Source organism: Runella sp. R0.1_18, assembly GCF_057652155.1.
This window is the reverse complement of record NZ_JBYFCK010000004.1, coordinates 538,374-559,004: the sequence shown is the minus strand read 5'-3', so window position 1 is coordinate 559,004 and position 20,631 is coordinate 538,374. Positions and strand designations below refer to the sequence as shown.

Genomic DNA, 20,631 nt, shown 5'->3' with positions numbered 1-20,631 from the left:
TCGGGACGAGCGCCAGCCCGCCCCAAATTCAAATTTGGGGCGAAAAAAGGATTCGCGTCTCCGACGCACTTACTGAATAGTGGCGTCGGAGATGCTATTCCACACCCGTCCCGAAACACAGTTCGGGACGAGCGCCAGCCCGCCCCAAATTCAAATTTGGGGCGAAAAAAGGATTCGCGTCTCCGACGCACTTACTGAACAGTGGCGTCGGAAAAGCTATTCCACACCCGTCCCGAAACGCAGTTCGGGACGGGCAAGCCTTATTTTTTTCCAGCAAACTTCTTTATAAACATATACGCAGCAATCATCAGCCGCCAAGCAGCCCGCTTTACGGTATCTAGGCCAAATGCCCAAGTGATGTAGAAGCTTTTTTGAAGTGGTCCATAATTTTCTTCAATATATTTTAATGCGTTCTGTTCCGCATCTTGATAAACCTCAAAATGCGTTTTAGATTTAGTCCCACTTCCTGAGCTATCAAAGGGCGAATGCTTTGCATAATCATCAATGGGAAAAGAAATGAATTTATACCCTCTTTTGTAAATTTCGTGACTCCAAACAGTCCCTAAATCTACGCCGCCCCAAGAGCCTCCATAACAACCTAAATCCCCGTAAGGAAGTGTTTCTTTGCGATATTTTTGAACGTCAATTAATGCACAGTACTCATTAAGTCGGCACTCAGGGAGTAAGTGAACTCTTCCTTCCTTCAAAACTTTCAACTGTATGTCACGGCGTGGTGTTTCGTACTTTTCTGTGAGCGCAATTGCTTCCTCTAGCGAAGGCACATAATGTTCATAGCGATTGCTATTGCATTTATTTCCCCAATTAGGCCCTGCTGGACAGCTCCAACATTGACCAACCGAGCCTACTCCAATATTATTTTGCTCCGATTCCTTTATCAACTTAATCATATCTCCCACAATATTCCTACGAAATAACATATCGTTGTGCATCACAACTAAATACTCTTTATCTGTTATTTCAAGTGGGTACTGAAACATAATACTGTGCCGAAACCGCGAATCAGATTTTGTTCGCTCATAATCGCTCAAGCCAACGGGAATAAAATAGCGCGGATAATACACCGACAATTTTATCCCTGTGTCTCGGAAGTAATCTATCACTTTGTAAATACCAATGTAGTCATTATGAGGCTGAACTCGTTCCCTGGCAAGATATATAGTGTCAATATGCTCACGACAGTGCTCTACAAGCCTTTTTATAGCAATAATTGTGTGGTGCGGCTTTCCATAAAAAGCAATAGCAACATCTACTTTTACAGAGGTAGATTCACCTTTGGGGATTTCATTTAAAATTAATGGCTTGCTCATGCGTGTGGAGTTTTAGGGTGCAAATAACCGAAAGAAAACAAATTAGCTATTTACTGTAAAATTACCATCTTAAACCTAATTTTGCTCCCAAATGCGCTCATTATGCTTTACTTAGAAACCCCACGCCTTTATTTCCGTATTTTTCAACCCGAAGACGCCGCTGACTTATTCCGAATTGAAGGGGACGCCGATGTTATGCGATTCATCCGTACCCCTGCAACTGACATTTCGCACAGCCATCAGCGCATTGCCAATGAACTCGTTTATGCTTCCGAAAACGAAGGGTTAGGATTATGTGCTTGTTACGAAAAAGACAGTAGCGCGTTTGTAGGTCTTGTCAAAATCAAACACGTAGAAAACACCGATGCCATCGAAGTAGGCTATGGGTTTGTCCCTGAAGCTTGGGGGAAAGGCTACGCCACCGAAGTGACTCTCACATCCATCGAACACCTTCAAACGAATTTTGCTGGACGCCCCATCATCGCATTCATCCACCCCAATCATCATGGTTCACGGCACGTATTAGAAAAAGCGGGCATGAAGCAAGTAACAACCGTCTTTGAAGGGCATGAAGATGCGGTTGTCTTTGAGTTTATGCCTTAACTTCTCACATTTCCCCCTCTATACCCAGCCCAAACAGTGCAAAATCGTACTTAACGGGATCATTAGGGTCGAGTTGCTTGAGGTTTTCGGTGAGTTCTAAAGCCGTTTGCCAGTCGGTAGTAGGGCGCTGGATAAGCCCCAGTTTACGCGCTACCCGATCTACGTGTACATCGCATGGGCATATCAATTGCGAAGGTTTCAGGGCATTCCAAAGGCCAAAATCAACTCCTTTATCGTCTTTGCGCACCATCCAGCGCAAAAACATATTGAGTCGCTTACACGATGATTTCCGCACGGGTGTGGCAATATGCTTACGGGTACGTTCTGGAAAATCTTCGAGACTAAAAAACAACTCATGGAAGCCTGCAAGACCCATTTCGACGTGAGGTGCCTCCACGGGAAGAGCATGGATAAACGCTTCTTCTAGCGAGTGATGATGTTGGTAAAAGTGCTTAAAAAAATGAAGAAAATAAAGTGTATCGGTCGCGTTGAAGGTCCGATGTTTGAAGTTTAAAAAACGCTTTAGGTCAGTATCCGTATGATTACGTACAAAATCGTAAGGAGCGCCGTCCATGAGTTGAATCAACTCTTGGCATTTGTTGATAATCGTTTTACGCTGTCCCCACGCCAATACTGCCGCCCAAAAACCCATGATTTCGATGTCTTGCAGCTTCGAAAACTGATGCGGAATACTAATAGGGTCGTTGGGGATAAAATTGGGCTGGTTGTACTGAGCTACTTTTGCCTCCAGCAGCTCCACCACATAATTGGTCATTAGATGCTACGACCTCCCTTCAAGACCCACACTAACCCTCGCGAAAGCCCCGAAAATAGCAGAACAATCCCCGTAAATATCCACGTAAAAAGTGAAATAACTGGGTAAAAAATGGTAAAAGCAACGCTCCAAATACGAAAGCCGAGGGATTTTTTGATTTGTTCACGTTCTTGGCGGCGAGAAAGCATTGTGAGAATGATTTTATTTAAAATTAACTGTAAAGTTCGCGCTTTGGTTCGGGAAATAAAAATATCAATTTGAGAGATTACGCCTAGGAGCACGTTTGATGAGATAAAATAATTGGATAGTGGCTCCCACATTAAAGGAAAGCATTTCTGGCAAATAAGAAATTCCTAAACCTGTTAAGTAGGGGAATTGAGGGTTTCCTATATCAGCAATGATGGTGCCACCTCGAAGTAAAAATCTCGTTTCAATACGCTTAAACAGTAAAGCTGAGGTTCCAGCAAACCCCTCTAAGGCAACCCCTATCCCTTGGTTGTAGGGAGTGCCTGTTTTGTAAGTAGGGAAATAATTACCCGGAATTTCTAATTCACCTTTTACTGTCCCATATGAGAATACCCCACTGTAGCCGAAAAACTTTCTACTACTTTTACTGTATTGTTCCCAAGTCGTTTTAACAGAATAACCTCTAAAAGATTGTAGAAAATGATTTTGGGCTTTTCGTGACATACTTGCGTAGCCTAAACTTATACTAAAATAATGATTAGGTTTAGGGGTAAAAAACTGCACATAACATTCGGCGATGATTGGATTTTGGAAATTAAAGCCAGATACGTAATGCGTAACATTCTTAACTACATCAATTCCAACAGCTCTTATTTTTAATGTACTATCTTGGGCTTGAATCGAAAGAGGCATCAATAAAAAAATCCAGTAGCCTAATTTTTTCATAGTTCATTGATTTTGACAATAATACCGCTTTCTTCTTCTGGATAATACAATTTGGCGCCATGCGAGGGAGTATAATAACTACGATATTCTACTTCAATTTGCTTGAAGGTAGTCGTGTGGGTTTTACCAGAAGCGGGTGCTTCTAAATCCAGTACATAACCACAGGTATTGCTGGCATTGTAGATACGCTTTTTGTAGTAAACAGTTAATGTATCAATACGATTAGATTGAGTAAAAATGTAAGTAGTGGAATCTGCATTAAGATTGATAGGGAATTGAACACGCTCTTTAGAAACATCTTGTAACGCTCCCAGTACGGACACCTTGGAGATAGTAGCTTCAATTCTAAATTGTATAGCTAGAACAGGCTCGGCTGTGATACCGCATTGCTGTCCGCAGCTACATAATAGATAGCATAAGGCACAAATAAAAAAAATCTTTATGGTGTGATGAATTTTGGCAAGTTTACGAAATGACCATGCAAAATGCTATTTTTCATGCTCCATTTCACAAAACTTAATGCTATGTTTGAACATCACAGCCAAAAAGTAATCTCTCAACCACGTTTTCAACGTCGAGTTATCAAATATGCGGCCGTGGCAGTCGGCATGATTGGTATTTCGTGGTTGATTGGGGCATTGGGCTATCGCTACCTCACCGACCCGCACATGGGCTGGGTCGATTCGTTTTATAATGCAGCCATGATTTTAGGCGGCATGGGCCCCGTTGATACGCTTCATTCAGACATCGCTAAGGTTTTTGCTTCTTTTTATGCCCTTTTCAGTGGAATCACCTTTTTATCGGCAACTTCCGTTTTATTTGCGCCCTTTGTTCATCGTTTTTTACACGTTTTGCATGTCGATTCGAGAGATAGTTAATACATTGTTAGCTAGGTAGTTTTATTTTTTTACCCGCAGAAAGACGCAGAATTACAAACGCTGATTTTCGCTAAAAAAGAGCTCTATATTTTCATTAATCAGCGCCTTCTGCGACTTTCAATCAGCGTAAATCAGCGGGTAATAGTTAAAGAAACCTACCTAACAATGAACTAAACGCACATTATTTTTTATAAACCTTTACGTAATCCACCAAAAATACGTCGGGGTAAACAGTGTATTGTAAATCTTTCTTTTCAGATGGAAGCTCCATGCTCAAAATAAGGTACTCTTCAATCCGTGAAACCCCAATGGTTACTTCGTAAAACTTGTAGCCATCAATAAAAAAGGCGTATTTGTCGGGCGTCCATTCCAACGCAAAAGTGTGGAATCCTTCGCTCACTCCCTTGAGATAACTTTGCATTCCGCGCGTACTTTTTTGGTTGGAGCCATACGCCCAATGCACGTTGTGGGAGACAATATCCACACCCAGTTTTTTGAAAAACTCAAAAATATCTATTTCAGCTCCATAAACGGCGGGGTCTTCTCCTTTGGAAATATCGGGCGACTGAATCCAGAACGCCGCCCACACGCCTGGCGATTTTTGCAACTGCGCCCGACATTCAAAGTAACCGTATTTGGTCATCAGTTTTCCTTGCGTGCCCACCGCTCCAATCAGAATGCTGTCTCCTTTTTGGATAGCGTGCAATTTCAGCAAGCCGTCCTTCACTTCCACCGCTTCGGGCGACACATAACCTAAGGCACGCGGCCCCACTCCCCTCACCGCCCATTTTTTCGGGTCGAGTTGGTTACCATTAAAATTATCTTCCCAAAATAGGGAATACCCTAGTTTTTCGGGCGTAAACTGCTCCTGCGACATCGGCGGCTGGGCAGGGCGTTGGGCAAAGCTAATGCCTGCCCAAGCACCCAAGAAAATCAAAATAAAGGTTTTCATAATTCATTCTTAATGCACGTTCATTGTTAAAACCCTGACAAAGCCGATTTTTTGTAACTCAAAACATATTTCCCCGAGCCCACCGTCACAGTATTTCGTTCACGGCGATTAATCCACTTAGGCTTAACAGTAGAAGCGACCAGCGTTTTTCCGTTGAAAGTGATGTTGTTGGTTGGGGTTGGTGGCAAGCAAATCGTAGCCGTGGTGTTGACAGGCACCTCAATGGTCATTGTAATCAAATCACCCTTTTTTTGCCAAGCCGAGGTAATCATTCCGTGGAGCGACCGATGCGCGGCTTTGAGTGAGTTGAGGTTGGCATTCATCGGTTCAGGTTGAATCAGAAACGTCTTAAACCCAGGCGAAGTCTCTTTAATACCCGCCATATTTTCAAACATCCATTCGCAAATAGAACCAAACGCATAGTGATTAAATGAGTTCATGCCTGCGGGAAAACCACCTTCTTTCGTGAAACTATTCCAACGTTCCCAAATCGTATTCGCCCCGTTTTCAATCTCAAACCCCCACGAGGGATATTCTTTTTGGAACAACAACTTATAGGCCGTTTCGCTGTAGCCTGTGTTTGAAAGTACTGGCAGCATAGGCCGAACGCCCAGAAAGCCCGTCGTTAACTTATTGCCGTTTTTAACCACCAATTCATTCAACCATTTCGCCGCTTTGAGGGTATGCGTACTGTCTAAGAGGTTCATAAAGATGGCGTTAGCATAGGCTGTTTGCGTGTGTCCGTCAAAACCCATATTTCCATCCACGTAGCCCCGACCGTCGCTGTACGCCGCGGCGTTACAAACAAATTTCCCTTCAGCGTTGGTGTAATGTTTGAGAAAAGCCGCCTTCACCTTGGCATTTATTTCCTTAAAATGGCTTGCTTCTTTTTCGTCGCCAATGGCCAAGGCCATTTCCTGCATCAATTGGGCAGAGTACGCGTAATACATCGTAGCCAGCATATCGGGCGGCGTTTTTTTGCCCACACTCAACCAGTCTCCAAACCCACCTTTGGGATCGACTTCGGCAAAGGCTGTTTCCTTAAACACGTACTCGCCTTTGCTTTTGGTTTCTAGAAACTGCATAAATTTCTTCATTTCCGACCAATGCGTTTTGATGATTCGGGTATCGCCGTAGGAGCGGAAAATTTGGTACGGGTAAACAATCCCCGCTTCCATCCAACCAGGTGAATAGGTATCGGTTTTGCGAACCAACGGCGCAGGTGCGTACAGCGGATAGGCTCCGTTGGGGAGTTGAGCGTCGTTGAGGTCCACTACCCATTTTGTCCCAAAAGCCGCAATATCGTTGTTGAGCGTGGCACTTTTTACGTACGCTTGGGCATCGCCCGTCCAGCCCAAACGCTCATCGCGCTGCGGGCAGTCGGTCGGAACTTCCAAATAGTTGGACTGTTGCGTCCAAATAATGTTGTGATACAATTGATTAACAAAAGCATTATCGGTTTCAAACGTACCTGCTTTGGGCGTAGCCGACGACAGCACAAGACCCAAAATATCCTGCATTCCGAGGCCATTTTGTAGCCCTTCGATTTGCACGTACTGAAAGCCGTGGTAGGTAAAACGAGGTTCATAAATTTCGCCGTTGGGATCGCCTTTGGCAATGTACAAATCCGTACCGCGTGCCTTTCGGAGGTTTTCGGTCATGAGTTTTCCGTCGGGATAAAGCATTTCACCAAACCGAAAAAGAATAGAATCGCCTTTGGCCGTTTTGAAACGTACCTTAATGATGCCCGCAAAGTTTTGCCCCATGTCAACCAAATACGCTTTTGCCGCAATCTGTTTGATGTTTTTGGGGGTAAGTCGGGCAACTTCCCGCACAGGGTCGCCAGGAAAAGATTGAAGTAGGCGCTCAGCTTTTTCCGAAACTGTAATCACTTTTTTCCAAGCAGTTTCGTTGTATCCCGTTTGATTCCAGCCCGTTAGTTCTTTGTTGGCATCATACACTTCACCGTTCAGAATATCCGACTCCACGATTGGACCATAGTTGACCTTCCACGTATTATCAGTCACAATCGTTTCTTTTTGGCCATTGGTGTATTCAATTTCCAACTGTGCTTTCAAAGCGGGTACATCGCCGTAAAAGTTTTTGACAATAGGATTTCCCACCAACAACGCATACCCTAGGTAGCCAGCATACCAACCGTAGGAAAGGATAGAACCTAGCGCATTTTTGCCAAGTTTCAGTTCTTTACTTACGTCAAATGTTTGGTAATAGAGGCGTTTGTTGTAGTCAGTCCAGCCAGGGGTGAGGTAGTCGTTTCCAACCTTTCGGCCGTTGATTTGAAATTCGTACAGCCCAAGTGCCGTCACGTACAATCGCGCTTTTTTGATAGGGCCTTTTACGTCAATTTCTTTGCGAAGAAACGGAGCAGGCGGTAGGTGGTATTCTTTTCCCTTTCCTAAATGATTGAGATTAAGCCCAATAAAACTGGCCTTCCAATCATTTTTTTGCAGCAAGCCCATTTCCCACCTAGCAGGTTCACTCCACGACCCAGGTATATTTTTTTTATCCCAACTCCTTACTTTCCAATAGCAGATTTGGCGCGATTCCAGCGGTTTACCCGCATATTCAATTTGGGAAGTAGTTTCTCCAGTCACTTTTTTGCTGTCCCACAAATCGGCTTTGCCTTCCTCCAACAACGCCACCGAAGTCGCCACCAAAATTTGATAGCCCGTTTGGTATTGACTATTGACGGCCGAAGTCAGCTCCCAGCTCAAACGCGGCTGAGTTACGTCCGTCACGGGATTGATTTTGTATTCACACCGTAAATAAACGGCCTTGAGGTCGCTTTGTGCATACACACTAACGCCCAATAGCAGGGCAGCTGCCAAGGAAAAAAATCGTTGAAACATATCAGTTAAGGGTTTTCACTACTACTACAGGCAAAATTGAAAGAAATACTACCCACAACTATCCTTCACTACCCTACCCATCGGTTGTCAACGCACTTTTTGTTTCCAAGTTTGGTACTGAGTGCGCATGTTTTCGAGTTGAGAAAGGTAGTTTTCATCATTAGCCCGATTGATTTTCTCATCGGGGTCATTGCGGAGGTCGTACAGTTCTTCGTAATTATGCTCAATGTACTTCATGTATTTCAGGTCGTTACGTACTACCCCTTCCACCTTAGGCAAACGAGGCGAACCCAAAAACGTATGCTCGTAGAAAAAGGCACTTCGAGCGATTTGTTTTGGTTTCGTCACGAGTTCCGCCAAGTTCACCCCTTGCATTTCCGCAGGCACCTGAATTCCCGCCAATTGTAAAATCGTTGGAGCAATGTCGATATTAAGCGCCAATTGGTTGGACGTCTTTTTACGAAGTTGAGGAGTACGCGGGTCGTACATAATGAGCGGTACCCGAATCGACTCTTCGTGGCCAAACCATTTTCCCGACAAGCCGTATTCGCCCAAATAATAGCCGTTGTCGCCCATGAAGATAATCACTGTGTTAGAAGCCAAGCCTTTGTCTTGCAAGGTTTTCATCATGTTTCCAACGACTTCGTCCACGCCGCTAATCAAACGATAATACTGTCGCACGCTTTCTTGGTACATTCGGTTTCCGTCGAACTGAAAATACCAGCGTTCGCGGGCAATATTTTTATCGGTTCTAAAAAAATCGGGAAACGATTGCCAGTACTTTGGGTCGGCTTTTTCGGGCTCGGGAATCGAATCGTTGGCATACATTGGCTTATAACGTTCTTGAACAATAAACGGGCGCGGGTCGCCGTCCTGAATGTGCGGCGCTTTAAAACTCACCGACAAGCAAAACGGCGCGTCGGGTTGGGTTTGCGCCAAAAACTGTTGAATATCGTTGTTGACTTTATCGGTATGGTGAATAAAATTGCCTTGTGCATCCTTCATTTCGTAATCGGGCTGTGGTTTTTCCGAACCCGCCCAAAAATCGAAGACATTGCTAGGCTGTGCTTTGGGTTCTCCAACGCCGTATTTTCCAATAAAACCGATTTGATACCCTGCCTTTTTCAACAACAGCGGATAAGTATTGGCCAACGCAGCGGGCTTAAAACTGGTATTAAAATCTTCAATTTTGTGCCTCGACATGTATTGCCCGCTCAAAATACTCGCCCGACTCACGCAGCAAATCGCCGTTGTAACATACGCCTTTTTGAAAAGGACGCCGCGCGCGGCAAGTTGATCCAAATGTGGTGTTTTAATAATCGGATTTCCCATCGCCCCCAAAGAGTTCCAGCGGTGGTCGTCGGTGAGGAGGAAGATGATATTGGGACGAGAAATTGACAATGGGCTCTTGAAGGAAGAAAAAGTAAAAAGAGCCAAAGAGATAGCAACAAACCAAGAACTGACCCATTTCATAGCGCGTGCAGGATAACTTTACACTAGAAGCGACAAGCGTAGAAATTTTACTTTTGCTTTGATTGAAAGCGCGTTAACTGCTCTTCAATGTACGGATCATTGATTTTTTGTTTAGTTAAAAAATCATAGGCTTTACGAGCCACAAAGTTATTGTCACTACGTAATAAATCAGCAATAGCCCGTCCCGTAACAGGGTCATTTATTTTTTTTATTCTCAAAAGCTCCAATATACTAGCCACCGACTCTCCTTGAAGTGAGGGCAAAGCCAAAGTAAACAAAGCCACCATCTCTGGTGTCAACGAAGGTGCCATTTTTAGCTTTTCCACAATAAGTTTTTTAATCGCGTAGTTGTTTTTCAAAAAAGCCATTGCCAAACCTCGTTGAATCGTCGAGTCTGTTGTAGGTAATTCCCTAATGATTTGTTCAGAAAGATTATATTGATTGTCCTGAATAAGCGATATTACTTTTTGCTGCAACAAAGTGTGTGCTGAAATAAAAGGTCGGACACGGCGAACAGCCCACATTTTATCCCCCAAATCGTTGCTTTCCAGTATTTTCAAAAGTAAATCAGCCGAGAGCGTTTTTTGGGTCAACTTTTCAATTTCTAGCTGAGTTGGCCCATACACCAAATGCCATAATTTATACGTTGTATAAGCTGCGCCCTTGATGATGTAGTCGAGTACGTCGGGCGCAGTAGGCGACGACACTCCATCCACTTTTTGAACGTCCACAGCAGCTTTTGGCACCAGGGCATTGTAAGTAAAAGTGCCGAGAGGCGATAAAGAATCAGCAAGTATCTCGCTCAAACGTGTGTATTCTTCGGGGGTAAAAGGGTCATGATCGGTTTTACTCAAAAACTCTCCTTTGGGTAGCTCAAACCCTAAATATCGACCTGTGGGATTCCAATAAAGCGTAGCTACCAACATACGGCACTTTCCATCAAAGCAAACATTGCTTTGGATGTGTCTAAAATACGAAACAGGACACCCTTCCTGAGATACTGCCTGAAACAAAGTATCTGTACCTGTTTCCTCTTCAAAATCAACAAGATAAGAAATTGTTTTGGCAACGGGTAATGCAAGTGTGTATGGCCGAAAATAACGGATAGGCTCCGCCACTTCAGAAACAAAACCGCCGATTCCCCACAGTAAAAGGAATAAAACAGGTAACTTCAATACGCTTATTAGTTTCAACGACATATAAGTAAGTAATGTGGGCAGGCCATAGCGTGCCTACCCAACATGTATTCACCATTCTATTTATACAAACGTGGGCACAATACCGCCGTGCTCTTCAATAAGCTGTTTAATATCTTTTATTGATACTTCGAGTGGGCTCTTATTTTGAAGGCTTGCCAGTACTGCCGTAGCGCCTGCCGCTTGCCCCATTCCCATGCAAGATGCCTGTACACGCAACGCCGAATTGGCCAAACGGTCGCTGCTAACACAACGACCCGCCACCAAAAAGTTACGGCTGTTTTTCGGCACCAACGCTCGCAATGGAACCGTAGGGACAATACCCTCATTCAAGTGATCAGGTACGACGCCATTCTCATCGTGAACGTCAATCGGATAGTATGAATACGAAACCGAATCGTCGAACATTTTACCCGTTACGTAGTCGGCATGGGTAATTTTGTAGTGACCATCAATCCGAAACGTTTCGCGAACGGCCGTTTCGTTTTGCATGTCAATCAGTTTTGTTTTTTCTAAACCAGGTAAGCTGCGCAAAAACCGTAGCGTATCTAATAACGCTTTCCGTCCTTTCAGATTAGCTACGGTGTGCGTTTCGGAGGTAGTAGAATCAGCCCCCATTACGTGCGAAATGTTGTCACCTGCCGAGCGTAACACCCCTGCGATATTGTTACGAAAGTCGGTTTTCACCAACTCTCCTTTCTGGATAGCTTCTTGATAACGCGCTTGAATCAGCTTTAAATCCAACGATTTAAAATCATATCCTCCAATTTGAAACATTAATGAACCTGGCTGCGTCTCGGCTTCACGTAGTACAGGAAAACCTGCCATTGAGGTCACAAACGCGTTTCCTGTACAGTCAATGAGCTGGTTGCAAGAGATTTCGGCAATCACTCCTTTTCCCATCGTTTGCACCAGCCAACCGTTTTTTTGCGGCGTTACTTTGGTGGGGGTTTCATAAAAACGCAATTGTACTCCTGCCTCCACACACTTTTCTTCGATAAGCATGGCGTATAACTGACCATTAAGGCGCACTTGATGCCGTGGGTGATTTTTACCGTGGGGAATAGAAAAATTCGGCAATTGATCATCGTTCATGGCGACAGCCGCTTGTACCAATTCCCAACCTATGCCGCTAATTACCTGTTTACCCCACGCAAAAAAAATACCAGGGAAAGCCACACCTCCAGTAGTAGTGGTGCCGCCCAATTGGCTACCGCTTTCAACCAAAATGGTTTTACGGCCAGCACGCCCTGCCTGAATGGCAGCAATCACCCCTGCTGTTCCACCACCAACCACCAATATATCTGTTTTTAAGCTCGTTTTTTTTACGGAATAAGGCGCCTGGAGAACCTCCCCTTTTTCCAATATGGGAGCCGATACTCCCAACGAAAGGCTTCCTAATGAGGCTAATGCCGCTCTTCGTTTCATTTTTTCCATAAAGTAGTTTTTTAAAGTCCCAAGTGCTAATAGCCTGGATTTTGGTCTTTGACAGGATCCATTGCTTTGTTAAAGTTAAGCTCTGACGTTGGCACAGGCCATAGCAAATGCTTATCGGCTACGTTGACATTTTTGGCCGCTTTTATCGCCTCTTTCACTTTCCCGATGCGTTTGAGGTCGAGCCAACGTTTGCCCAAATACAAAAATTCGTACGCCCTTTCTTGGATGACTGCATCCACAAACGTCGAGGCGTTGTAATCAGCTAATACAAAATCGACCGAAGACACTGCGGTAGGAGTTTTACCATAACCACGGCGACGAACTTGGTTCAGCGCCTCCAATGCTTGAGCTGTTGGGGCATTATTGACACGGGTGGCCGCTTCGGCGTATATCAACAATACATCGGCGTAGGCATACACGGGATCATCATTTCCTGCTCCTGTTTGGCTAATAGCCTTTTGGTCAGCAAATTTGGAGCTAATCACCGTATTGGCTCCTAGCCCAATGTTAACTTTTTCCCAAAGCGACTTGCGAATATCAGCATCATTCCAGCCTTTATACAGCGGCTCGGTGGTTTGGCCATAGACCACATACGCCCCCCCGAAATTGAACAGATTCGTACTCGGATGGTTGGTAATCCAGAGCATATAATTTCCTTGATCCACTTGACGAGTGTATTTCAAATAGAAAATCTCTTCAGTCGTCGATACTAATTCTGGGCCATAGACTTTTGTTTGAAAATCAGCTTTTGAGGCAATGGGTACCAGCGAAAATTTACCACTTTTTATCACTTCATCAGCTTTATCTCGTGCTTCGGTGTATTTACCTAAAGTCAAATACACATCGGCCAAGAGCGTCTTAGCAGCCCATTTTGAAGGACGGCCCACGTTTGCAGGCTTATCGGGAAGGTTTGTTTCTGCTTCTTTCAAATCGGCTTGGATAAGTGTATATACCTCTTCTACGCTACTACGACGTAAATCAATCTGAGTCATATTTTCCTCCGTACGAAGCGGTACTCCTGCCCAGTTGCGCACCAGTTGAAAGTAATTAAATGCGCGTAAAAACTTGGCTTCACCTACGTACTTATTGAGGTCGGCAGGGCTAATCGCCTTCCCTTTGGGGGCATTCTGAATCACCAAGTTGGCATTACGAATACTTAGATAAAAGGCATTCCATAAACCAGCTACCCGACTGATGTTGGCATCATTGAGTCCTTGGTGTTCGTGAAGAGGTGCCCAGCTTCCTCGCCCGTAGGCGTAGTCTGCTTGGCATTCCAACGACGTTTCATAAACGGCGTAATTCGTACTGCGTAAAGGGCTATAAATGGCATTGGTGGCAGCCTCTACTTCTGCCGCAGTATTAAAGAAATTTTCGGCAACGATAAACTTGGGTTCTTCCTTCAATAACTGTTCGCACGAAGATAGGCCAAGTACCAACACGACTCCTAGCCATTTTTTATTCCACAGGGTTGAAGGTATTTTTATAAAAGAAGATAATGACTTTTTCATATTGCTAGGGAATTAAGCAGTGAACTGAAAAAATTAAAAACTAACACGAAGCCCAGCCGTCACCGACTTAGCCGTTGGGTAACTGTTGTGGTCTATCCCCTGAATGGTTGAGTTAGAGCCGCCGCGTGAGTTGACCTCAGGATCCCACCATGAGTAGTTGGTAAAAGTGAGCAAGTTTTGGCCACTGCCATATACTTGTGCGCTACGAACCCACTTGATACCCCATTTTTCGAGTGGTAAATTATACGCCAATTGAATGGTACGAAGGCGCAGATATGAGCCATCTTCAATGAAGCGATTGGAAACGCGCGTAGTGGTGTTGCGGCTAATAATCGGATACTTCGCATTGGGCGTACTTGGCGTCCAGTGATTATAAAGTACTTCGCGAGGCATATTCAACCCAAAACCATAATCCATTGTATTAACAATCGAACTTACATTAAACAAATCATTGCCCTGAACCCCTTGAATAAACAAAGACAGGTCGAAGTTTTTGTAAGACATGGTCGAGTTAAAACCATAGATAAAATTAGGATTAGGGTCGCCAATATAGGTTTTATCCGTCTGGGTAATCGTACCGTTTCCATCTAAATCTTTGAACTTAATCGCCCCTTTTTCGGTATAACCGTCTTCTACATATCCCCAAAACTGCCCAATAGGTTGTCCTTCTCGCAAGATGCTTGTCACGTCATTGATAACGACTACGTTGACATTACCCGTGAGAATATCCCCTCCTCCGTAAAGCTTTACTACTTTGTTTCGGTTAAATGAAATATTGGCGTTGACATCCCACTTAAAAGCACCCGTAAATAGTCGGCTGTCGATGCCAAATTCAAAACCTTTATTTTGGACTTCACCAATATTTTGAATGGTGGACGTAAAACCAAGCGATGAAGGCAAAACAACCGTATTAAGCAAATCGCGGGTGTTTTTGATGTAATAATCAGCCGTTAGAAGTACTCGGTTATTTAAAACTCCCACGTCCACCCCTATATCCTTTTGTTCCGTTGTCTCCCATTTCAGATTTCCTGGTAGGCGAGTTCCTGGAGAAAAAGTGGTAAAAAGCGCATCGTCAAATACAGTGCGGAACGACGAAAGCTGGTTGAGAGTAGCGTACGGGCTAATAGCTTGGCTACCAGTTAGCCCCCAACTTGCACGAAGTTTTAGGTCGGAGACAAACGGGATAGTTTTCATAAACTCTTCGCTCGAAACCCGCCATGCCACAGCCCCTGAGGGAAAGTACCCCCACTTGTTGCCATCGCTATAACGCGACGAGCCATCGCGGCGAATGCTGGCAGTAATCAGGTATTTATCTTTAAGGTTATAATTGACTCGCCCTAAATACGACAGCAAGACACTTTTGGAATAGCCCGACTCTGGAATGCCTGGCGTAATGGCTGAACCAAGACCTCCCGTTTCAATAATATCACTCAAAAAGCCTGTGCCCGAAGCCGAAAGCGTCGTTGTCACAAAATCTTGGTATGTAACCCCTGCTACTGCCGAGATGTTGTGCCCTTGTCCAAACGTCTTGTTATAACTGATGGTGTTTTCGTTCAGCAAGCTTGTTTGCTGCGTTGTGCTTACGCTCGCACGGCCGAGCGAATTGATGTAATTGCGCGTGGTGTAGTTGTCGGTACGGTCATCGGCATTTTCAATTCCTCCAGATATTCTGACCGTGATTTCAGGAATAGGGTTATAAATCAATGCCGCATTCGCCAATACGCGGTTGGCTTTGATTCGGTTGGTCTGCTCATTGATAAAGTTGAGCGGATTGATTAAGTCTGTGGCCACAAATGGATAGGCAATCGCTAATACGCGGTACGAGCCATCGTCATTGTACGGCATCAGGGTAGGAGGTGCTGAGATAGCCGCCGAAATCATGGAATTTCCACGTGACCCTCCTTCACTGTCGCGGCGGTCGGTTTTTAGCCTTGAAAGTGTGGTAGAAAGGTTGACACTAAACTTATCGCTTACTTTATGAGTTAAATTTGTACGAAGTGAGTAACGTTTATAATCGCTGCCTTTGATAATGCCATCCTGACCAAAAAAGCTCCCTGAAACAGAAAACTGGGTTTTGTCATTTCCTCCGCTGATGTTCAAAGAAGTGGTCTTCATTGGCGCCTTCTGGAACACTAAATTCTGCCAATCGAACCCTTGCCCAAAGCCATCCAACTGTGCTTGCGTAAAATACGGCGCTAGATTATCGTTAGCAGCTTGTTTGTTATAAAACGTGGCATACTCATTGGCATTCATCAAATCAAGTTTACGAATGAGGGTTTGAGACGTAAAACTTGTTTCAAAATCCACTTTTGTTTTACCAGATTTACCTCGCTTGGTTGTAATCAGCACAACACCATTTGCTCCGCGCGAGCCATAAATAGCTGTTGCCGATGCGTCTTTCAAAATCTCAATACTTTCAATATCAACGTTGTTCAAAATGGTAGGATTGCTCCCCGTAGTCGGAAAGCCGTCCACCACATAAAGTGGTTCGTTGCTTCCTTGGATAGAGTTTGTACCTCGAATCCGTACACTGACGCCCCCTCCTGGCGCTCCTGTGTTTTGGGTTACTTGCACACCTGCTGCGCGCCCCGATAAGGCTTGCAATACGTTGGCCGTCGGAAAAGAATTTAATTCTTTGGATTTGACCTGGGCTACCGAACCCGTCAAATCACTTTTTTTCACCACACCATACCCCACCACTACCACTTCTTCGAGTGCTTTGGTATCGACTTTGAGTTTGATGTTAATTTGAGTACGGTTTCCGACAACGAGTTCTTGAGGCTCGTATCCAACAAAACTAAATACCAATACCGCATCGCCATTGGGTACACTGAGAGAAAACTCTCCGTTGGGGTTGGTGGTGGCACCTCGTTGGGTACCTTTCAGTAAAACACTGACGCCTGGCAGGGCTTCGCCTTTCTCATTGTCCACCACCATTCCTTTTACGACTTGATCGGAAGGAACCGTAGCGTTTGGGACTGGCGCGGATATCTCGTCGGAAAGAGCGGCTTTTTCTGGCATTTTTTTGCGCAATAAAATCCGTGACCCAACGACCTCATACGAAATTTGAAGAGGTTGCAACAGTTCTTTGAGTACCTCCGATAGTTTGTTAGTCGTAGCCAATGAGACTTTTTGGTCGGCTCGAATGGCGTTGGGGCTATACACAAACTTCACCCCAGCTTGTTTTTCGATGGTACTAAATACGCGCTTGATTTCGACCGCCTCGATCTTAATCGAAATGGTTGTATTCAATACTTCTTGCGCTTTGGTGTCGCGCGCGCTGGCCAACCCACAAAACAGGATTAGCATGGCAAGTTGAGTAACCGTCATTCTCATTGCTTTGAGCAAGAACGCTTTGGTTCGTCCATTTTTTTGCATAGTTTTAACATGTTTTTGGTTTAGAAAGACAAAAACTACCCGCGTTGGTGCTTCACGCCAATGAATTTGCACCAACCGAACGCCAATTCGGTTGCGGGTCACTCTAGGCCGACAGTGTTCTGAGCATTGTCGGCTTTTTTAGACCTTATAGGTTTTCAAAACCTATAAGGTCTGTTTAAAACACTTACTTACAACCTTCGCCATTGATGAACAAACTGGTACCGCGCTGTTCGTAGGTGGCATTAATAGATTTACAAATCAAATCGAGTTGGGTATGGAGTGGGAGTTCGTTCAAATCGGCCGTGAACACACACTGATTAAGGGTTTGGTTTTCAACGATTATTTGTACCCCGTACGCATTTTCTAGTTTTTTGAGGACTTTGGGTAAGGGCGTTTCTTCAAATACAAACAAAGACGGGGTGGAGGGCACATGAATCACCACGGGCCGTTCGATTAGGCTGGGTGTAAGCTTCCGAGAGGTTTTATCAAACGTAATTTTCTGGTTAGGTGTCAAAATCACTCCGTTTCGTTGCAATGATTTCTTAGGGGAATTTTCATAAACTGATACGCGCCCCGTCGCTACTACTACCTCAATCGCCTGCGCTTCTTCGTACGACTTTACCGTAAAACTTGTCCCAAGTACTTCGGTCACTAGCTCGCCAGCGTGTACCACAAAGGGCTTGGTTGGGTCATGCTTTACCTTAAAAAATGCCTCCCCTTTCAGAAAAACACTCCGATTTTTTTGCCCAAAATGCTCGGGATACGTCACGCTACTGTTGGTTTTTAATAGCACAATACTACCATCTTCCAGTTTTATTTCTCGCGGATTGGCCGCGGTGTTTTTTACTTCAATGCCGTTGGGCGTTTCTATTCGTGGGCTAATCGCCCCATCGTTTACGTCTATGCGACGGGTATTCCACCAAAAAACGCCTGCCACGACAATCGCCGATACTGCCGCTGCCCAGCCCACCCAACGCCACCGTGGGCGAACAATCTCCGCTTCGGGTGCCCAAACTGTTTGCTGAATATTTTGCCAAAGCCGTTTTTTAACACCGTTTTTTTCTGATTCTTCCAACGTGAGCGATGTATTCTGGAGTAAATGAGCCTGCCAATCATGAATCAGTTTTTCCTCGTCGGGCGTGCAATCTCCCGAAAGGTATTTTTCAAGCAACTGATTGAATTCGTGTTGGTTCATGTCTTTGGTTTGTTATGAAGAAATGGGTGGATTAATTGTCAGAATGAAAAGCTTTCAAATGCTCTTTGAGCACTTTTAGCGATTTGGTGATGTGATACTCAACGGCCTTTTCGGATAGATTTAATTGCCGAGCGATTTCCTTGACCGATTGGTTCTCGAAGCGACTTAACTTGAAGACTTCAACACTTTTTTCGGGCAATTTTTTCATTGCTTCTTCCACGGCTTTCGACAAATCGGCAAATTGGACGCTTTCGTCGGTCGCATAAGACTGGCGGATTTCGTTAAAAATCAGGTATTCTTGAAATTTCCGCTGGGTGATTTGTGACTTGATGTAATTGGTGCTCAGGTGTTTGATAGAAACCACCAAATAGGCACTCAAATGACGTATCACACTCACGTGGCGTTTTTGCCAAAGACTTTCAAACAGGTCTTGTACCAATTCTTCTGCTTCTTCGCGAGTGCCTGTTTCGTGATAGGCCACTCCCAATAATTTATACCAATAGCGGTTATAAATCTCCTCAAAAGCGCCTTGGCTATCGCTCTTCAGAAAATCGACTAATTGGTCATCGGAAAAGGTTTGGTACTTCATAGCATGGTGTTCGGTTAGTGTATAGTCAATTAAGTCGCCAAAATCCCTAGAATGATTTTAAAAAATCTTCAAAAATTAATATATACCCGCCCAACGCACACAAAAAATCCCTGCCACTTCGAGTAGCAGGGATTTTCGTAAGAAAAGTATTACAGAAACTAACGCGTTTTTACGTAATCGTCCCAGTTAACTTCGGCTTGCGGACGAGCTAGTTGCTTAAAGATAGTTCCACGGTCGAGGCTCACGTCAACGTTGGTGGCATTGAGGCGGTCATAGCGGCGTAAATCCACCCAACGATGTCCCCAAGGTTCACCCCAAAGTGAGTAGCGGCGTTGGAACAAAATTTCGTCGATGAGCGCCTCTTTAGTGGTCGCACCCGTGTAGTTTCCAATTCCTGCTGCCGTACGTATGCGGTTGATGGCCGCAACGGCTTCGGTCGGTTTATTGAGCTGGGCATTGGCTTCGGCAGCGATAAGTAGCAGTTCTTCGTTGCGGAAAAACTTAATTTCGCTGGTATTTGTTGCATATCGGTTATCTTGGTACTGACCTGACAATGGCGTTCCGTCAGAAGTAACCGAAACGGCTGACGTACGACGGAAGAATTTAGCTCGTACGCGGGCATCGCCTGCGATTGTGTCACGCAGTACCGACGGGTGTACGACCACTAACGTACTTACCGCGGCATTTCTCACAAAAAACATCGGATTGAAGGCATCTGGGGGTGCACCGTACGTATGAGCAGGGCCTGCTTCTAAGCTACCCGTTGCACTGTAAAACGAGGCATTCACGGCATCTAATGCCCCTTGCCAATCTTGACGATAAACGGCCAAACGGGCCGCAATCGCGCGGTTCATCTGACGCAGCGCCGCAATGGTTCCAAAGCCATTGCCCGTAAAACCCGTCGTCAAACGCAACGGAAAGTTGCCAGTTCCTCCAGCACCAAGTTCGGTATTTCCTTCATCAACAATGCGCTTAATTTGAGTCAACGCTTCAGGAAGTGGCAAAAATGGCCCTGGGTTTTGCACATCTTTGACATCAATCCGAATGCCGTTTTCGTATTGACCCATGGCCACAATCAGGTATTGGTACGCCATAATCGTTTTGGCAAAACCCGAAATCGCGCTTTTTTCTTCGGTCGTAAACGTATTGGTGTTGCTCACGGCATCAATCACCGTTTGTGCCTGACGAATAGCAAAATAAGGTTGCTGGTACGTATTCAGGTATCCAAACATGTTAGGCGTGGCCTGACGGCCGTTCATCCCGAGCCAGTCGGTCTGCCAACGCGGGTCAGAGGCATTTAGATACCAAAGTTCGCGCCCCATTGTTCCGTACAAGGTTGTTACGGTAAAAAGATAATCACGGTGACGTGACTCAAGACCCGTTACTAAGTTTTGCACTTGAGTACGCGACGCATTTTGGCTCACACTTCCCAATGAAGGGTTGTTGGGGTCATTGGGCGTATCGAGGGTAAAAAAGTTACACGAACTCATCATCAACAACAGCCCTACAAAAACCGAGTTTATATTTTTCATTGTCT

Annotated in this window: 18 protein-coding genes; 3 read left to right on the top strand and 15 right to left on the bottom strand. The window is 44.9% G+C overall.

Annotated elements, in window-relative coordinates; all coding sequences use genetic code 11:
* The coding region (locus AC23P2_RS10240; RefSeq protein ID WP_487773094.1) for a hypothetical protein at nt 1–198 on the top strand (198 nt) is incomplete at its 5' end.
* Nucleotides 199–260: 62 nt separating this feature from the next.
* On the opposite strand, the gene AC23P2_RS10235 is transcribed toward AC23P2_RS10240, so the two are convergent.
* Complete coding sequence (locus AC23P2_RS10235; protein WP_487773093.1) at nt 261–1,328, bottom strand: hypothetical protein; 1,068 nt, start codon at nt 1,326–1,328, stop codon at nt 261–263.
* 102 nt (nt 1,329–1,430) lie between these two features.
* On the opposite strand from AC23P2_RS10235, the gene AC23P2_RS10230 reads away from it, so the two are divergent.
* The gene (locus tag AC23P2_RS10230) at nt 1,431–1,931 is read left to right on the top strand and encodes a GNAT family N-acetyltransferase (RefSeq protein ID WP_487773092.1); all 501 of its coding nucleotides are present in this window, start codon (nt 1,431–1,433) and stop codon (nt 1,929–1,931) included.
* Between the two features lie 4 nt (nt 1,932–1,935).
* Here AC23P2_RS10230 and AC23P2_RS10225 read toward each other — a convergent pair whose 3' ends face one another.
* The 4 genes from AC23P2_RS10225 to AC23P2_RS10210 form a co-directional block, all read right to left on the bottom strand.
* The gene (locus tag AC23P2_RS10225) at nt 1,936–2,706 is read right to left on the bottom strand and encodes a TIGR02757 family protein (protein WP_487773091.1); all 771 of its coding nucleotides are present in this window, start codon (nt 2,704–2,706) and stop codon (nt 1,936–1,938) included.
* Nucleotides 2,706–2,894, bottom strand: a complete 189-nt coding sequence (locus AC23P2_RS10220) for a hypothetical protein (RefSeq protein ID WP_037298981.1) — start codon at nt 2,892–2,894, stop codon at nt 2,706–2,708. Before AC23P2_RS10220 ends, AC23P2_RS10225 begins: the two co-directional genes overlap by 1 nt.
* A 64-nt stretch (nt 2,895–2,958) precedes the next feature.
* Complete coding sequence (locus tag AC23P2_RS10215) at nt 2,959–3,618, bottom strand: hypothetical protein (protein ID WP_487773090.1); 660 nt, start codon at nt 3,616–3,618, stop codon at nt 2,959–2,961.
* Complete coding sequence (locus tag AC23P2_RS10210; protein ID WP_487773089.1) at nt 3,615–3,941, bottom strand: DUF6452 family protein; 327 nt, start codon at nt 3,939–3,941, stop codon at nt 3,615–3,617. Before AC23P2_RS10210 ends, AC23P2_RS10215 begins: the two co-directional genes overlap by 4 nt.
* Nucleotides 3,942–4,142: 201 nt before the next feature.
* Between AC23P2_RS10210 and AC23P2_RS10205 the strand changes: the two genes are divergently transcribed.
* Nucleotides 4,143–4,496: a hypothetical protein gene (locus AC23P2_RS10205; protein WP_487773088.1), complete on the top strand. Its 354-nt coding sequence runs from the start codon at nt 4,143–4,145 to the stop codon at nt 4,494–4,496.
* Nucleotides 4,497–4,677: 181 nt separating this feature from the next.
* Here AC23P2_RS10205 and AC23P2_RS10200 read toward each other — a convergent pair whose 3' ends face one another.
* The 10 genes from AC23P2_RS10200 to AC23P2_RS10155 all read right to left on the bottom strand — a co-directional run bounded on the left by AC23P2_RS10200 (nt 4,678) and on the right by AC23P2_RS10155 (nt 20,626).
* The gene (locus tag AC23P2_RS10200; RefSeq protein ID WP_487773087.1) at nt 4,678–5,448 is read right to left on the bottom strand and encodes a glycoside hydrolase family 16 protein; all 771 of its coding nucleotides are present in this window, start codon (nt 5,446–5,448) and stop codon (nt 4,678–4,680) included.
* 26 nt (nt 5,449–5,474) lie between these two features.
* Nucleotides 5,475–8,318, bottom strand: coding sequence for a family 78 glycoside hydrolase catalytic domain (locus AC23P2_RS10195; protein ID WP_487773086.1), 2,844 nt, complete (start codon nt 8,316–8,318; stop codon nt 5,475–5,477).
* Between the two features lie 87 nt (nt 8,319–8,405).
* A complete protein-coding gene (locus tag AC23P2_RS10190) occupies nt 8,406–9,719 on the bottom strand; it encodes a sulfatase family protein (protein WP_487773085.1) in 1,314 nt (437 codons plus the stop codon).
* A 119-nt stretch (nt 9,720–9,838) separates the two neighbouring features.
* Entirely contained in the window at nt 9,839–10,990 is a 1,152-nt protein-coding gene (locus AC23P2_RS10185; protein WP_487773084.1) for a hypothetical protein, read from the bottom strand.
* Nucleotides 10,991–11,050: 60 nt separating this feature from the next.
* Nucleotides 11,051–12,424 carry an FAD-dependent oxidoreductase gene (locus AC23P2_RS10180; protein ID WP_487773083.1) on the bottom strand — a complete coding sequence of 458 codons (1,374 nt, stop codon included), beginning with the start codon at nt 12,422–12,424 and terminating at the stop codon, nt 11,051–11,053.
* Nucleotides 12,425–12,450: 26 nt separating this feature from the next.
* A complete protein-coding gene (locus AC23P2_RS10175) occupies nt 12,451–13,932 on the bottom strand; it encodes a RagB/SusD family nutrient uptake outer membrane protein (protein ID WP_487773082.1) in 1,482 nt (493 codons plus the stop codon).
* 33 nt (nt 13,933–13,965) lie between these two features.
* Nucleotides 13,966–17,310, bottom strand: coding sequence for a TonB-dependent receptor (locus tag AC23P2_RS10170; protein WP_487773081.1), 3,345 nt, complete (start codon nt 17,308–17,310; stop codon nt 13,966–13,968).
* 184 nt (nt 17,311–17,494) lie between these two features.
* Nucleotides 17,495–18,505, bottom strand: coding sequence for a FecR family protein (locus AC23P2_RS10165; RefSeq protein ID WP_487773080.1), 1,011 nt, complete (start codon nt 18,503–18,505; stop codon nt 17,495–17,497).
* 31 nt (nt 18,506–18,536) lie between these two features.
* Nucleotides 18,537–19,094, bottom strand: coding sequence for an RNA polymerase sigma factor (locus AC23P2_RS10160; protein WP_487773079.1), 558 nt, complete (start codon nt 19,092–19,094; stop codon nt 18,537–18,539).
* Nucleotides 19,095–19,252: 158 nt separating this feature from the next.
* On the bottom strand, nt 19,253–20,626 hold the full coding sequence (locus AC23P2_RS10155) for a RagB/SusD family nutrient uptake outer membrane protein (RefSeq protein WP_487773078.1): 1,374 nt from the start codon (nt 20,624–20,626) through the stop codon (nt 19,253–19,255).
* Nucleotides 20,627–20,631: the final 5 nt, after the last annotated feature.

Excerpts from the sequence above, each read along its gene's own strand:
- AC23P2_RS10235 (WP_487773093.1), bottom strand. The coding sequence starts at position 1,328 with ATGAGCAAGCCATTAATTTTAAATGAAATCCCCAAAGGTGAATCTACC.
- AC23P2_RS10230 (WP_487773092.1), top strand. The coding sequence starts at position 1,431 with ATGCTTTACTTAGAAACCCCACGCCTTTATTTCCGTATTTTTCAACCC.
- AC23P2_RS10225 (WP_487773091.1), bottom strand. The coding sequence starts at position 2,706 with ATGACCAATTATGTGGTGGAGCTGCTGGAGGCAAAAGTAGCTCAGTAC.
- AC23P2_RS10220 (WP_037298981.1), bottom strand. The coding sequence starts at position 2,894 with ATGCTTTCTCGCCGCCAAGAACGTGAACAAATCAAAAAATCCCTCGGC.
- AC23P2_RS10215 (WP_487773090.1), bottom strand. The coding sequence starts at position 3,618 with ATGAAAAAATTAGGCTACTGGATTTTTTTATTGATGCCTCTTTCGATT.
- AC23P2_RS10205 (WP_487773088.1), top strand. The coding sequence starts at position 4,143 with ATGTTTGAACATCACAGCCAAAAAGTAATCTCTCAACCACGTTTTCAA.
- AC23P2_RS10200 (WP_487773087.1), bottom strand. The coding sequence starts at position 5,448 with ATGAAAACCTTTATTTTGATTTTCTTGGGTGCTTGGGCAGGCATTAGC.
- AC23P2_RS10195 (WP_487773086.1), bottom strand. The coding sequence starts at position 8,318 with ATGTTTCAACGATTTTTTTCCTTGGCAGCTGCCCTGCTATTGGGCGTT.
- AC23P2_RS10185 (WP_487773084.1), bottom strand. The coding sequence starts at position 10,990 with ATGTCGTTGAAACTAATAAGCGTATTGAAGTTACCTGTTTTATTCCTT.
- AC23P2_RS10180 (WP_487773083.1), bottom strand. The coding sequence starts at position 12,424 with ATGGAAAAAATGAAACGAAGAGCGGCATTAGCCTCATTAGGAAGCCTT.
- AC23P2_RS10175 (WP_487773082.1), bottom strand. The coding sequence starts at position 13,932 with ATGAAAAAGTCATTATCTTCTTTTATAAAAATACCTTCAACCCTGTGG.
- AC23P2_RS10170 (WP_487773081.1), bottom strand. The coding sequence starts at position 17,310 with ATGCAAAAAAATGGACGAACCAAAGCGTTCTTGCTCAAAGCAATGAGA.
- AC23P2_RS10165 (WP_487773080.1), bottom strand. The coding sequence starts at position 18,505 with ATGAACCAACACGAATTCAATCAGTTGCTTGAAAAATACCTTTCGGGA.
- AC23P2_RS10160 (WP_487773079.1), bottom strand. The coding sequence starts at position 19,094 with ATGAAGTACCAAACCTTTTCCGATGACCAATTAGTCGATTTTCTGAAG.
- AC23P2_RS10155 (WP_487773078.1), bottom strand. The coding sequence starts at position 20,626 with ATGAAAAATATAAACTCGGTTTTTGTAGGGCTGTTGTTGATGATGAGT.